This window comes from Ammoniphilus soli (assembly GCF_040813775.1).
The window spans coordinates 96,824-109,837 of sequence record NZ_JBEGDL010000012.1 but is presented as its reverse complement, the minus strand read 5'-3'; the positions used below and the strand labels follow the sequence as shown (position 1 = coordinate 109,837).

General features: G+C 48.3%; 14 protein-coding genes. 12 read left to right on the top strand and 2 right to left on the bottom strand.

Annotated features, from left to right (window positions below; translation table 11 throughout):
* Positions 1-92: 92 nt before the first annotated feature.
* The 10 genes from ABLT31_RS21680 to ABLT31_RS21635 all read left to right on the top strand — a co-directional run bounded on the left by ABLT31_RS21680 (position 93) and on the right by ABLT31_RS21635 (position 9,390).
* Positions 93-1,523 (top strand): sigma-54 interaction domain-containing protein, encoded by a 1,431-nt coding sequence (locus tag ABLT31_RS21680; RefSeq protein ID WP_367755596.1) that lies wholly within the window; start codon positions 93-95, stop codon positions 1,521-1,523.
* 155 nt (positions 1,524-1,678) lie between these two features.
* Entirely contained in the window at positions 1,679-3,076 is a 1,398-nt protein-coding gene (gene kamA, locus ABLT31_RS21675; RefSeq protein ID WP_367755594.1) for a lysine 2,3-aminomutase, read from the top strand.
* A 16-nt stretch (positions 3,077-3,092) separates the two neighbouring features.
* Positions 3,093-3,356, top strand: coding sequence for a YokU family protein (locus ABLT31_RS21670; protein ID WP_367755592.1), 264 nt, complete (start codon positions 3,093-3,095; stop codon positions 3,354-3,356).
* 242 nt (positions 3,357-3,598) lie between these two features.
* Positions 3,599-4,450, top strand: coding sequence for a putative beta-lysine N-acetyltransferase (ablB, locus tag ABLT31_RS21665; protein ID WP_367755590.1), 852 nt, complete (start codon positions 3,599-3,601; stop codon positions 4,448-4,450).
* Positions 4,447-5,148, top strand: a complete 702-nt coding sequence (locus ABLT31_RS21660) for an AzlC family ABC transporter permease (protein ID WP_367755588.1) — start codon at positions 4,447-4,449, stop codon at positions 5,146-5,148. Before ablB ends, ABLT31_RS21660 begins: the two co-directional genes overlap by 4 nt.
* Positions 5,141-5,455 (top strand): AzlD domain-containing protein, encoded by a 315-nt coding sequence (locus ABLT31_RS21655; protein WP_367755586.1) that lies wholly within the window; start codon positions 5,141-5,143, stop codon positions 5,453-5,455. Before ABLT31_RS21660 ends, ABLT31_RS21655 begins: the two co-directional genes overlap by 8 nt.
* Positions 5,456-5,643: 188 nt before the next feature.
* On the top strand, positions 5,644-7,074 hold the full coding sequence (gene nhaC, locus ABLT31_RS21650) for a Na+/H+ antiporter NhaC (protein ID WP_367755584.1): 1,431 nt from the start codon (positions 5,644-5,646) through the stop codon (positions 7,072-7,074).
* 148 nt (positions 7,075-7,222) lie between these two features.
* The gene (locus tag ABLT31_RS21645) at positions 7,223-7,945 is read left to right on the top strand and encodes an amino acid ABC transporter ATP-binding protein (protein WP_367755581.1); all 723 of its coding nucleotides are present in this window, start codon (positions 7,223-7,225) and stop codon (positions 7,943-7,945) included.
* A gap of 15 nt (positions 7,946-7,960) precedes the next feature.
* A complete protein-coding gene (locus ABLT31_RS21640; protein ID WP_367755579.1) occupies positions 7,961-8,743 on the top strand; it encodes an ABC transporter substrate-binding protein in 783 nt (260 codons plus the stop codon).
* Positions 8,740-9,390 (top strand): amino acid ABC transporter permease, encoded by a 651-nt coding sequence (locus ABLT31_RS21635; RefSeq protein ID WP_367755577.1) that lies wholly within the window; start codon positions 8,740-8,742, stop codon positions 9,388-9,390. Before ABLT31_RS21640 ends, ABLT31_RS21635 begins: the two co-directional genes overlap by 4 nt.
* A gap of 314 nt (positions 9,391-9,704) precedes the next feature.
* Here the strand turns inward: ABLT31_RS21635 and ABLT31_RS21630 are convergent, their stop codons facing one another.
* Entirely contained in the window at positions 9,705-10,154 is a 450-nt protein-coding gene (locus ABLT31_RS21630) for a pyridoxamine 5'-phosphate oxidase family protein (protein ID WP_367755575.1), read from the bottom strand.
* A gap of 125 nt (positions 10,155-10,279) precedes the next feature.
* Between ABLT31_RS21630 and ABLT31_RS21625 the strand changes: the two genes are divergently transcribed.
* Positions 10,280-10,585, top strand: coding sequence for a hypothetical protein (locus ABLT31_RS21625; RefSeq protein ID WP_367755573.1), 306 nt, complete (start codon positions 10,280-10,282; stop codon positions 10,583-10,585).
* A gap of 148 nt (positions 10,586-10,733) precedes the next feature.
* Positions 10,734-11,180, top strand: coding sequence for a MarR family winged helix-turn-helix transcriptional regulator (locus ABLT31_RS21620; protein WP_367755571.1), 447 nt, complete (start codon positions 10,734-10,736; stop codon positions 11,178-11,180).
* A gap of 57 nt (positions 11,181-11,237) precedes the next feature.
* Here ABLT31_RS21620 and ABLT31_RS21615 read toward each other — a convergent pair whose 3' ends face one another.
* On the bottom strand, positions 11,238-12,827 hold the full coding sequence (locus tag ABLT31_RS21615) for an ATP-binding protein (protein ID WP_367755568.1): 1,590 nt from the start codon (positions 12,825-12,827) through the stop codon (positions 11,238-11,240).
* Positions 12,828-13,014 lie beyond the last annotated feature (187 nt).

Sequence of the window (13,014 nt, the reverse complement as noted above, 5' to 3'; positions counted from 1 at the left end):
GGAAAAATCTTCTTTCACCCGCAAAATATTTGGCGCTTATTGCAAGCCTCCGTTCCGGTATAATAGAAATATTATAGGATCAAGGTGATGGAATGGAGAAAATATGCAAACAGTGGACGTCCCAGTTTGAATGGATCTTAAATATTATCAATGTCGGAGTCCACATGGTGGACAAGCAAGGCGAAACCGTTTTTTATAATGAAACCATGGCCGGCATCGATGGGCTGAAGCGGGAAGAGGTTTTGGGGAAAAATATTTTTCAGCTTTACCCTTCTTTAACGGATGAAACCAGTACCCTTTATTTGGCCTTGGATAAAGGCACGCAAACAGCAGAGACAATCCAAACCTATGTCAACCTGCAGGGAAAGACCGTCACTTCCATCAACAGCACGTATCCTTTGTACGAAGGGGACGAAATCATCGGGGCAGTGGAGCTGGCCAAGGATATCACGAACGTCATGAATATGTACGATCAAATCCTGGATCTGCGCCAGCAATTGGTCGAATCGCGAAAGAACAACAAGCCCGCTGCAGGAACGGCCGATTACCATTTCAGTGATCTGATCGGGGAAAGCCCGGCTTTTCAACAAGCCGTCTCGATTGCCAAAAAAGCGGCCCGAACCCATTCCCCCGTCATGATCTGCGGAGCCACGGGAACGGGAAAAGAATTGGTCGCCCAAAGCATCCATAATGCCAGCATCCGCAGAGATGAAGCTTTTATCGCCCAGAATTGCGCGGCCGTTCCCAAAGAGCTGATGGAAGGCCTTCTGTTCGGAACAACCAAGGGAGCTTTTACGGGAGCCATTGATCGCCCGGGGATTTTTGAGCAAGCGAACGGGGGGACGCTGTTTCTCGATGAATTGAATAGCCTGGAGCTCTCCCTGCAAGCGAAGCTGCTTCGCGTCCTGCAGGAAGGAAAGGTTCGCCGCATCGGGGGAGCTGCCGAGCTGGAAGTGGATGTGCGCATTATTGCTGCCATGAACGCCTCCGTTACCGAAGTGCTGGAGCAGGGGATTCTTCGCTCGGATCTCTTTTACCGGTTGAATGTGGTGCACGTGGACCTGCCGTCCCTTCAGGAGCGAAAAGGCGACATTCCGTTGCTTGTAGAGCATTTTATCCAAAAATTCAACCGGTTGTTTGGCTCGCACGTCCGTACCGTCAGCGAAAAAGCCCTCGAACGATTGCTTCAATACAGCTGGCCGGGCAATATTCGGGAATTGGGACATGCCGTCGAATCAGCCTTTAATATTATGGATATTGGGTATGACATGATTGAGGAGCATCATTTGCCCCATCATCTCGTGGATTCTCCCCTTCGACAGGTGCCTGTCACCAACCGTTTGGAGCGGCCGAAAGGGAATATCGATCTGCCCAACATGCTGGAGGAAATCGAAAAGGATACCATCATGGGCGTGTTCGAAGAGCACAAAGGAAACATCAGCAAGACGGCGGAAGCCCTTGGGCTGAAGAGGCAGGCCCTGCAATACAAGCTGAACAAGTATGGCATATCGAAAGGCGGCTAGTGCCAGAAATATGGCTGCAAAAGATTCCTCAACATGCCGTATTTCTTGCGCTAAATAACAAAAAAAGAAGGGGAAACCCTTCTTTTTGTCTTTTTTTTGTTGGCACGATCCTTGCGATAGTAATAGGCATCAAGAAAATAAAGGGGGATTTATTCATGAGCCTATTAGAAAAGGATTTGCAAGCCAAGCAAGCACCTGGGGTGCGCCGCGATTTCCGCGAGGTGGAACTTTGGAAGGATGTCACGGATGAGCAGTGGAACGACTGGCTATGGCAGCTAACCAATACGATCCGTACATTGGACGATTTGAAAAAAGTCGTGAACCTGACACCGGAGGAAGAAGAGGGGGTACGCATCTCCACCCAGACGATTCCGCTTAACATTACGCCTTACTATGCATCTCTGATGAATCCCGATGATCCGCGCTGCCCGATCCGCTTGCAGTCCGTCCCTTTGTCTGCAGAGATCAACAAAACCAAATATGACTTAGAAGACCCGCTGCACGAGGATGAAGATTCCCCGGTTCCAGGCCTTACGCACCGCTATCCGGACCGCGTCCTGTTTCTTGTCACCAATCAGTGCTCGATGTATTGCCGTTACTGTACGCGCCGCCGTTTCTCCGGACAGGTGGGCATGGGCGTGCCGAAGAAGCAGCTGGATGCCGCCATCGAATATATCCGAAACACACCGGAAATCCGGGACGTATTGATTTCGGGAGGGGACGGGTTACTCATTAACGATACGATTTTAGAATATATATTAAAGAACCTGCGTGCGATTCCCCATGTGGAAATTATCCGCATTGGAACCCGGGCTCCCGTCGTATTCCCGCAGCGCATTACGGAAGATCTGTGCAATATCTTAAAAAAGTATCATCCGATTTGGCTGAATACTCACTTTAATCACTCTTTGGAGCTGACGGAAGAGGCGAAAAAAGCTTGTGACATGCTCTCTTTTGCTGGCGTTCCGATCGGAAACCAGGCGGTTATTTTGGCAGGGATTAATGACAGTGTTCCAATCATGAAAAAATTGATGCACGACCTCGTAAAAGCCCGTGTAAGACCTTATTACATTTACCAGTGCGATCTTTCGGAAGGGATTGGCCACTTCCGCGCTCCCGTAGCTAAAGGCTTAGAAATCATCGAAGGATTGCGCGGCCATACGTCCGGTTATGCGGTCCCTACGTTTGTCGTGGATGCTCCTGGCGGCGGCGGGAAGATTGCCCTTTCCCCGAACTACCTGATTGCCCAAAGCCCGGATAAAGTCGTCTTGCGCAACTTCGAAGGAGTGATCACGTCCTATCCGGAGCCAAAGAACTATGTTCCTGGCCGTGCGGATGATTACTTCAATGAAGCGTTTGGCATCGAGCAAAAGCCGGAGTCCGTCGGAATTTCCGCGTTGCTGAACGATGAGAAATTCAACCTGGTGCCTGAAGGGCTGCGCCGAATGAATAAGCGAGAGACCTATAAGGAAGCCGAAGACCATGCCTCACTGAAAGACCGCCGGGAAAAGCGGGACGAAATGAAGGCGAAATTGATCAAGGCGAAATCCTAAGATGGAGGGGACAGCAATGGAATGCCTATGGTGCAGCGAGCGAACAGCGGAAGAAAGCGTCAAGGATTGCTACTGGGTCATGCCTGATGGCAGGAGATCGGTTCATATTCTGCAGGTGCCGGCTCTTTCCTGCCCCTCCTGCGGATCTTACTTGGCGGATGCCATCAATCAAAAGGTCGAGGACGCTTTATATATAAGCGACCTTGCGGATTATCCAGACCAGTTCACGTATGAGGATTTATTAAAAGCTCCTGTGAAAAATATTTTTCCCATAAAGTAAGGAAATCGAAAAATAAACAGGAGTTTCTTCCTTTCTATCTAATAAAATAGAATAGGACCCTTATGGCGATAGTTGGAAAAAGGCCGCTTATCATCGATAAAACGATCCAAAACGGAGTCATTATCGTGATAAGTTGGCCAATTTCCAACTATTTTATATGAAATCTTATAAAGTTTTATTGTAAGTGGAAAATTTTTTTCTAAGCCTGTGCTTCAATAAAGCTTTTTTAGGAGGTTACAGCTATGCAAGAGTTACCGTATATCAGCCGCGAAGAAGCAGGACAGGATTATATCATGCAAATCTATCTCGATTTTGCCAATGAGAGGCTGCGGGTCGATGATTTTCGCGGAAACGCCGTTTCGGTTATGGTGAGAGTTCGTGAACTGGCAAAGGAGCATAACTTTTCCAAAATTTTCATTAAGACGAGATGGGAAGACGTGGGGACTTTAATGTCTCGCGGCTACATGCTGGAAGGTATATTCAAAGGTTATTTTCATGGAAGCGATGCGTATAGTATGGCTTTATACTTTACAGAAGAGCGTCGAACAAGTGAGCATTGGATGGAAGAAGATGATATCCTGCACCAAGTGATGCAGATGGAAGAGTCATCGGTTCCTTCGCTTCCGGAAGGCTATTCGATGAGGTTAGCCGTGACAGGAGATGCCGGCAAGTTGGCGGAATTGTATGGCGCTGTTTTTGCCGTCTACCCCACACCCATGGACAACGAAGACTATGTCCGAAAAGTCATGGAGGAGGGAACCGTCTTTCAAGTGATCGAATGGAAGGGACAAATTGTGGCTGCCGCTTCGGGAGAAATCAATGAAGACTATCATAATGCCGAAATGACCGACTGCGCCACCTTGCCGGAGCATCGCAAGCACGGCCTCATGAAGATTTTGATTCATGCTTTGGAGGCGGAGCTGGTGAGGCGCCATATCTATTGCCATTATTCCTTAGCGCGAGCCTTGTCTTTTGGCATGAATGCCGTTTTTCGTCAATTGGGCTATGAATATACGGGAAGATTAACAAAAAACTGCAACATCTTTGACAAGCTGGAGGACATGAATCTGTGGGTTAAACCGATTGGCCGATGAAAATGGAAGCGACAACACTGACGGAGAAAAAAGAGCGTTCCTTTGTACTGGGGATGTGGGAGACCTTTCCGATTGTCGCAAGCGGCTTTTTTGACGGGATCGTTTATGCTGTCATTGCCAGGCAAATGGGATTGTCCTGGGGAGAGACCGTCGCCTTATCCATGATGGTGAATGGGGCGTCCTCCCAATTTGCCGCTCTTGGCCTCATGAAGCAGGGGATCTTTGGGTGGCCGGTGATTCTCTCCACGTTGCTTATTAATGCGAGACATGTCATTTATGGCCTGTCCTTAGGCCCTTATCTCAAAGGCGGAGGAAAGGGAAAGCTGCTCCTGGGCTCGATGAGCCTATCTGATGAAACCTATGGGGTGAATATCCATCGTTTTAAGCGGTACGGGGGAGATGCCCATTATTTTTTGGGCTCCGCAGCGATGGACTATGGGCTATGGCAAATCAGCGTGATGACGGGTGCGTCGATTGGGCATTTTGCCTTCGACACCCAAGCTATTGGGCTGGACTTTGCTTTTCTCGCCACCTTTATCGGATTGCTCATGCTTCAGCTGGGCAACCGAACTGCGTGGGGATGCCTGGTCTTGGTCGGAGTCGTCAGTACGCTGGCTCAGCTTTATGCGGGATCGATCGCTGCTATTTTTTTGGGAACGTTTACAGCTATTGGTTTTGGAGGATGGTTGGATGAGTAGGGAAGTTTTGTGGACGATCATCGGGATGGGCTTGGCTACGTACTTGACCCGATTTCCGGCCTTGCTGTTTGGGGCGCGATGGAGTCTTCCGCCAAGAGTGTACCGAGCCCTGTCTTATGCCCCGCTTGGGGTGTTTGCCTCGTTATCCATTCCCCCGCTGTTTTTGCCTGAGCCGGGGCAGTCCTGGAGCCCCGCTTATCTTGCGGGGGCCATAGCGGCGGCGGCCGTTGGCTGGAAAACGCGCCAGCCCTTTTGGGCCATGGTTGGTGGAGTGGCTGTCGTAGCATACTGGAGGGTGAGTCTTTAGAGACGAGCCCTTTTTTTATTTTGGCAAATTATTTTGCGCGTAAAAAATTGGCAGTGCCAAATATCTTGCACAAAATAGGGGTAAAATGCTATGATTATTTTCGTCTGTTTTTAATTTTGGCTATGGCATGAAACTTGCATATCTATATTTCGAAAATACTGAAAGTTATTTTATGAGGGGGTATTTGTTTGGAGAACACAAAAAAAGAGATTTCTTTCGGCTTGGCCATTTTGCCGCTCATAGCCATGATTATCGGTATGGCCATCACCATCATCGTATTTGAGGGGAGTCCCCATATCCCGTTGGTCTTTGGCAGCCTTATTGCCGCTTTGATCGCTTGGCGGGTAGGGTACCAGTGGAAAGATATTGAGGAAGGGATGTATAGGGGAATACGATTAGTGTTGCCGGCTGTCCTCATTCTTATTACCGTTGGGATGATTATTGGGGCCTGGATTGGCGGCGGAATTATCGCTTCCATGACGTATTATGGCTTACAGCTCTTATCGCCTGCATACTTTTTGGTAGCGATTGCATTGATTTGTGCTGTCGTATCCCTAGCTATCGGAAGCTCTTGGTCTACGATGGCGACCATCGGGGTAGCAGGGATGGGAATCGGCTTGAGCATGGGCATTCCTGCTCCCATGATTGCGGGAGCGGTTATCTCAGGATCTTACTTCGGAGACAAGATGTCCCCGCTTTCCGATACGACGCTGCTAGCCTCAGGGCTATCTGGCTCAACCCTATTTGATCATATCCGTCACATGCTTTATACCACCATTCCGGGTCTTGTGATTGCCCTAGGGGTATATTGGTATTTAGGAAGACAATTTTCCGCTGATACTGTACCGGCAGGGGAAATGGAAAGCGTATTGAAAGCTTTACAGGAAAACTTTACGATTTCCCCATGGCTGCTTCTTGTTCCTGTCCTTGTCATCCTCATGGTGGCGCGGAAAATCCCAGCCTTGCCGGCATTGATTGCAGGCGTCGTAATGGGCGTTTTAACCCATATTTTTGTACAGGGCGGTGCGCCGGCAGATGCGATCAACACCCTTCAGGGAGGCTTTAGCCTGGAGTCCGGAAACGCAATGGTAGACGAGCTCCTCAATCGCGGGGGGATCGACGGGATGATGTATACCGTCTCTTTGATTCTCGTAGCCGCGATTTTCGGGGGCGTGCTGGAGCATACCGGCATGCTAGAGGCGATTGTTCGCAAAATCTTGACCTTGGTCAAGTCGGACGGGGGTCTTTTATCTTCCACTGTAGGAACTTCGTTCTTGACCAATGTCATGGCAGCCGATCAGTATCTATCCATCGTCGTGCCATCCCGAATGTATGCCCAAGCGTATAAAGACCGCAACCTTCACCCGAAGAACTTATCCCGGGCCTTAGAAGATGGAGGAACGATTACCTCCGTGTTTGTGCCTTGGAATACGTGCGCCCTCTTTATCGCGGGAACTCTATCGGTTACCACGCTGGAGTATGCCCCTTATGCGATTTTAAACTTTGCTGTTCCTATCATTTCTATTGTCTTCTCTTTGCTAGGCCTTACCATTGCTAGAATTCAGCCTAACGTGGCAATTAAGGGCAAGGAGAATGTACAGATGGAAGATGCGGTTTAATAGATTTTAAATAGTTTATAGCTCTTACTTGGCGATAGAATTCGCCATGGTAAGAGCTTTTTTTGTTTCTGGAGGTTTTCCTGCCGTTTGTAGAATAGTAGGGGGATTCCTCGCATAGGATGTACGAATCCAAACCATGGAGGCTTACATGATTAAGGTGAAGCGCTTGGTGAAGTCTTTTGGCGACTTGAGAGTTCTTCAAGGGGTCAATCTCGAAGTAAAGGAAAAGGAGGTGGTCGTACTCGTAGGGGCCAGCGGCTCAGGAAAAAGCACACTGCTAAGATGCCTTAACTTTTTGGAGATCCCGAATGAGGGAGAAATTTGGCTGAGGGGGGAAGTGATCGATCCGGCAAAGACCGACTTGAACAAAGTGCGGGAAGAGGTTGGTATGGTGTTTCAACATTTCAATCTGTTTCCGCACCGCACGGTACTGGAGAACGTGACGGAGGCGCCGATTTATGTGAAGAAGCTAAAGAAGGAACAGGCGGCAGAGATGGCCTACCCGCTTTTGGAAAAAGTGGGGCTGAAGGACAAAGCCCATGTGTATCCAGATAGGCTATCCGGTGGGCAGAAGCAGCGTGTCGCGATCGCTCGAGCGTTGGCCATGTCGCCGAAAATGATGCTCTTTGACGAACCGACTTCGGCCTTGGATCCGGAACTGGTAGGAGAGGTCTTGCAGGTCATGAAACAGCTGGCCCGGGAAGGAATGACGATGATCGTGGTCACGCATGAAATGGGCTTTGCCCGGGAGGTGGCGGATCGGGTCATTTTTATGGGGGATGGCCAGATTTTAGAGGAATCCACGCCAGAAGCGTTTTTCAGCCAGCCCAAAAACGAACGGGCGAAACAGTTTTTAAGCAGTATTTTGTAAGGGGGAAAAAGAGAAATGAAAAACAAATGGTTTGCCGGAATGTTATCGACCCTGCTCATGGGATCCCTGTTGTTAACCGCATGCGGCGGCTCCACCGAAAACACAGGGACGCCAGAGCCCGCTCAAGAAGAGTTCCATTACGCGATGAGCGGATTATACAAGCCGTTTAACTTCAAAGAGGGCGGAGAACTGACTGGCTTTGACGTAGAGATTGGGCAGGCTTTAGCGGAGAAGATGGGAATGAAGCCCGTTCCCGTGACAAATCCGTGGGAAACGCTGATCCAAGGACTCGTGTCGAACAAGTACCATGCCATTATCGGCAGCATGACGGTGACGGAAGAACGCCTGAAAACAGTGAACTTCACCAATCCCTATTACCGATCAGGAGCGCAGGTGTTTGTGAGCGAGGCGAATCAGGACATCCAAACGGCGGAGGACCTTAAGGGAAAAACCATCGGCGTGGTCAAAGCCAGCACCTACAAGGATTTGGCGACCCAGTATACGGACAAGATCGTAGAGTATGACAGCGACCTGACGGCTCTCATGGACCTTCCGACCGGCCGCTTGGATGCTGTGATCACGGACCAGATGGTGGGTTTCCGGGTGATTAAGGAAGAGGCTGTGAAGATCAAGGACGTGGGCCAACCGCTGACGCATGACAATCAAGCCATCGCTGTGCGCAAAGAAGACGAGGAGCTGCTGAACAAACTGAATCAAGCGCTAGATGAAATCATAAAAGATGGCACGTATGACCAAATCAGCAAGAAATGGTTTGGGCGTAATATTCTGGGCGAATGATTGAAATCTTAGTCGATACCTATCCGGTCTTTGCCAAAGCCGCTTGGCTCACCTTGCAGCTCACGCTGACCTCGCTCGTGATCGGAAGCTTGATTGGTTTGGCCGTTGCCTTTTTTCGAATATCCGACAATCGATTGCTCAACGGCATCGCCCATGCGTACATTGGGATCATCCGCGGGACGCCGCTGATCGTCCAGATCGCAATTCTTTATTTTGGCATCGCCTCCGTCATCACCCTTTCGCAATTCTGGGCGGGAGCGTTAGCTTTAGCAATTCACAGTGGGGCCTATATTGCGGAAATCTTCCGCGGAGCTATTCAGTCCATTGACCGGGGCCAGATGGAAGCGGCCCGATCGCTCGGGATGCCCTACTCGCTCGCCATGCGGCGAGTGGTGCTGCCGCAAGCCTTTCGGCGCTCCATTCCGCCTCTAGGGAACCAATTTATTATTGGCCTGAAGGACTCTTCTTTAGTGGCTTATGTAGGCATGCCCGAATTGTGGGGAAGCGCATTGAGTGAAGCAGCGTCCAACTTTCAGCAGTTGAATACGTACCTTGTCGTGGGACTGTATTACCTGGTTCTGGTCCTGATCTTCACGTACCTTGTGAATCGGCTGGAGAGCAGGTTACAGGTGAAGCAGAGGGAATAACGGGAGAAACTCCGGTATGAAATAGCGAGGTTGTCCCAAAAGCTGGTCCATACCGATACGGACGACTTAATGGGAAAAACTCCACTTATTTTAAAAATGAAGAAAAAAAATAAGGGGATAGTTGGAAAAAGTCCACTTATCATCGATAAAACGATCCAAAATGGAGTCATTATCGTGATTAGTAGGAGAATTTCCAACTATTTCATATGAAATCTCATAAAATTTTATTGTAAGTGGAGATTTTCCAACTATTCTATTGGCTCCACCTAAGCTTAACTACTTTTGAGACACCCTCTGTTATTGCTCATCAACGACTACTTCATCAACGCGGCGTAAACTTCCTCATCCAGCTTCTTTGCTTTTTCCAAATCATACGTCTTCTCATACACGGGTTCTTGTACGATTTTAGCTCCCCAGAACATACTGTCGAAGATGGTTTCGACTTTCAATTCGATCTTAGCCAGCTTCATGGCCACACCTTCCATGTTCTCTTCAAGAATCCGGCATTCCCCGACAACCGAGTAAACGCTCTCTAATCCGATTAGGCCTAGGGTTACCCGTGGGTTTGCTTTGATGTTTTCCACGATGCGTGAATTGCTGGAAACGGAAATTCGAATGGATTCTTCATTGTACATCTTTACCCAAGAGATGGCGGAAAGGCTAGGCGTTTGGGACTCGGCGTCCACGGTAGAAAGGATAACCAGCTTTTCTCCTTGAAGGTAAGATTGTAAATCGGATAGTGAGATGGATTTTTGCTGTGACATAGAAAGCCCTCCTGTTTTCATTGGTAATAAAAAGAATGGTAATTGCTCCTCCACCTATTATATAATCAATCAATTCAAGATGCGATCTAATCGGCGCATTTACGTGAAATAAGGAGGAGAGAAGGATGAAAAAGGATTTGGAAGAGAAAATCATCGGTCAATACCAGCGAGATGAAGGGATGATGATCCTCGTTTTTGCCCAATGGTGCGTCAATCAGGGCTTGGATCCCCAAGAAATCTACAAGCGGGCTTATCCGGATCAAACAGCGAATCCAACACTGAAGCAAATGGTCGAGCTTACCGTTCCGAAGGAGGAGGCAGGGGATATCCCTGACCAAACGGTTTTAAATGTCCTTTCTTTATTTGGAAACGAAGAATTGGCTTTTGTCGTGAGCCAAGAAATCGAGAGATTAAAGAAAAAGCAAAATTAATTTCTTAGATATCACATCAAGGGGAATGCAGTCAATTTGCTCCGTCAGGTTGGCTGCATGTTGATGCATGTTGACAAATGAGTAAGGGTTTCATACGATTTATGTAGTAAACAATGGTTGTTCGGCTAAGTAAAGGTGGCGATCGGAAGTGGAACGAGAGGAAATACTGGAACTGCGTATCATGATGCAGAAGTTTATTCGCTTATTTGGATTTTTAAACCCCAACGTGACCCCTTGCGGTTACAGCCTTTCCCTGTCGCAACTCATTTCCCTGCAGGAGCTGGAGCATAAGACGCTAACCGTGGGGGATCTGGCGGAGCTTCTGCTATTGGAGAAAAGCACCGCCAGCAGGCTGGTGGATGGACTCGTCAAGGGCGGATTTGTCTCGAGGGAATTGAATGAGGGGAATCGGCGGGAGGTCTTAGTCTCTCTTACCGAAAAAGGGGAGAAAGCCTTGCATGCCGTACGGGAACAGTCCGTCGATTTTTTTTCGTCTTTGTTAGAAACCATGAGCGAGGAAGAGCAAGAGCAGGTTTTTCGAGGTTTTCAACGGATGACCGGGGCTATGTTGGAAAACAAGGCTAGTGGGGTCTAAAAGCCAGCCTGTATAGATGTATGATACATCAATGAGGTAAAAAGGGATAGTGATGCACTACCCCTCGCTAACGGGCAAAACGAGCTCTACCTTTGTGCCTTTTCCCACTTGGCTTTGAATCGAGAACTTGCCGCGATGGTTTTCTATGATTCGTTTAGTGACCATCAAGCCAAGGCCTGTCCCAGTAGATTTTGTCGTATAGAATGGCTCGCCGATTCTTTCCATGATATCGGGGGACATGCCATCTCCCTCATCGACCACTTCAATGAGGACATGGTCGGGATCTTTCCGCAAGGTCCTGATATAAATATTTCCGCCAGAAGGCATGGCTTCTATGCTGTTTTTCAAAATGTTAATCAAGACTTGCTTCAATTGATTTTCATCACATTCAATCCGGATCGGAGCGTCTTCCATCGACAAATGCATGATCGTATTATGCATATTCGCTTGGGTTTGAAATAACTCATAGGTTTGGGTAAGGATCTGTCCGAGGTCCTTTTGTTGGAACAGGGCGCTTTGCGGCTTCGCGATCAGGAGAAACTCGCTCACCATGGTATTGATGCGGTCCAGTTCGGAAAGCATAAGCTCGGCATAAGGCTCTTTAATATCGGATTGGAAAAACTGCACAAACCCCCGAAGGGTGGTTAGCGGGTTGCGAATTTCGTGCACGACGCCTGCCGCCAATTGTCCGACGACGGAGAGCTTTTCCGAATGGCGCAGCATTTCCTCCGCCCGCTTGAATTCGGTAATATCCCGAAAATGGCATATAGCGCTGGTTGGAGCATGGTGCTTATCGTGTACAGGCAATAGATCGACAAGGCAGATTCGTTCTTTCCCATCCTTTGTTTTAAATGTAAGCTCAATGCTCTCGTATTTTTTTTGATTCTTTAAAACGTTCCAGAAATACCGGCCTAAGGGCTCCAGCTCAAAGGCAGAGAGCATGTACGCCGTTTCTTGCTTCATCCCGGTGAGCTGTTCGGCAAATAGGTTAAACTGAACAATCTGTCCTTCAATATCGGCTTGAATGATCCCGCTCCGTGTGGTATCCATCATCATTTGATTGAAGAGATCAAGCTTCCGGTTTTGCTTGAGAAGCTGAAGCTCCCGTTCGATCGAATCCACTACGGTAGTAAGGAGAGTTAACAGCATCGGATGGGCAGATTCAATGGAAGTCATCATCCCCACCGTTCCTAGAACCTTGGGACTGTCGAAGGAGTGGAGGGGCGCACAGTAGCAAGCGGTGCGTTGCAGGAAGTGATGGTAATGGTCTAATCCGACTAGACTTATCGGTATACCATGAACCAAAGCGAGATTAACCGCGTTGGTTCCGCAGTCTTTTTCCTGAAACTGTACACCCACTTGTAGTCCTAGCTGTTGAAGGGCTTGCTGCATGGTCTCGTCACCGATGACCTCCAGCAAATAGCCGTCCTCATCACTTACGGTAATGACAAGAGGCGTTTCTTTCATGGATACCAAAAATTTTCCCACAAAATGACGGACTACCGAGAGAATTTCGGCGTAGGCCGATTGCTGAAGCATCAGCTCTTCTTCTGTTAGCTTGCTTGAAAATTGAGGAATAACCGTGGGGTCAATCCCCAGTTCGCTGCATCTATGTTTGGATTGTTGAATATACCAGGCTTCTGTCATAAGGCCACCCGTATCTTAAGATATTATCCGAATTCCTCAACCGTTGCGGTGAGAGAGGTTTTCGAAAAATCATTTTAATTTCATAATAACACATTTCGCCAGAAATAGTTGTTAAGTTTTAATTAAATGAGGTCTATAGACAATCACAGGATACATAAATAGTAGAGATAACCGTTTCTATGGCAAT

Excerpts from the sequence above, each read along its gene's own strand:
- ABLT31_RS21680 (WP_367755596.1), top strand. The coding sequence starts at position 93 with ATGGAGAAAATATGCAAACAGTGGACGTCCCAGTTTGAATGGATCTTA.
- kamA (WP_367755594.1), top strand. The coding sequence starts at position 1,679 with ATGAGCCTATTAGAAAAGGATTTGCAAGCCAAGCAAGCACCTGGGGTG.
- ABLT31_RS21670 (WP_367755592.1), top strand. The coding sequence starts at position 3,093 with ATGGAATGCCTATGGTGCAGCGAGCGAACAGCGGAAGAAAGCGTCAAG.
- ablB (WP_367755590.1), top strand. The coding sequence starts at position 3,599 with ATGCAAGAGTTACCGTATATCAGCCGCGAAGAAGCAGGACAGGATTAT.
- ABLT31_RS21660 (WP_367755588.1), top strand. The coding sequence starts at position 4,447 with ATGAAAATGGAAGCGACAACACTGACGGAGAAAAAAGAGCGTTCCTTT.
- ABLT31_RS21655 (WP_367755586.1), top strand. The coding sequence starts at position 5,141 with ATGAGTAGGGAAGTTTTGTGGACGATCATCGGGATGGGCTTGGCTACG.
- ABLT31_RS21645 (WP_367755581.1), top strand. The coding sequence starts at position 7,223 with ATGATTAAGGTGAAGCGCTTGGTGAAGTCTTTTGGCGACTTGAGAGTT.
- ABLT31_RS21640 (WP_367755579.1), top strand. The coding sequence starts at position 7,961 with ATGAAAAACAAATGGTTTGCCGGAATGTTATCGACCCTGCTCATGGGA.
- ABLT31_RS21635 (WP_367755577.1), top strand. The coding sequence starts at position 8,740 with ATGATTGAAATCTTAGTCGATACCTATCCGGTCTTTGCCAAAGCCGCT.
- ABLT31_RS21630 (WP_367755575.1), bottom strand. The coding sequence starts at position 10,154 with ATGTCACAGCAAAAATCCATCTCACTATCCGATTTACAATCTTACCTT.
- ABLT31_RS21625 (WP_367755573.1), top strand. The coding sequence starts at position 10,280 with ATGAAAAAGGATTTGGAAGAGAAAATCATCGGTCAATACCAGCGAGAT.
- ABLT31_RS21615 (WP_367755568.1), bottom strand. The coding sequence starts at position 12,827 with ATGACAGAAGCCTGGTATATTCAACAATCCAAACATAGATGCAGCGAA.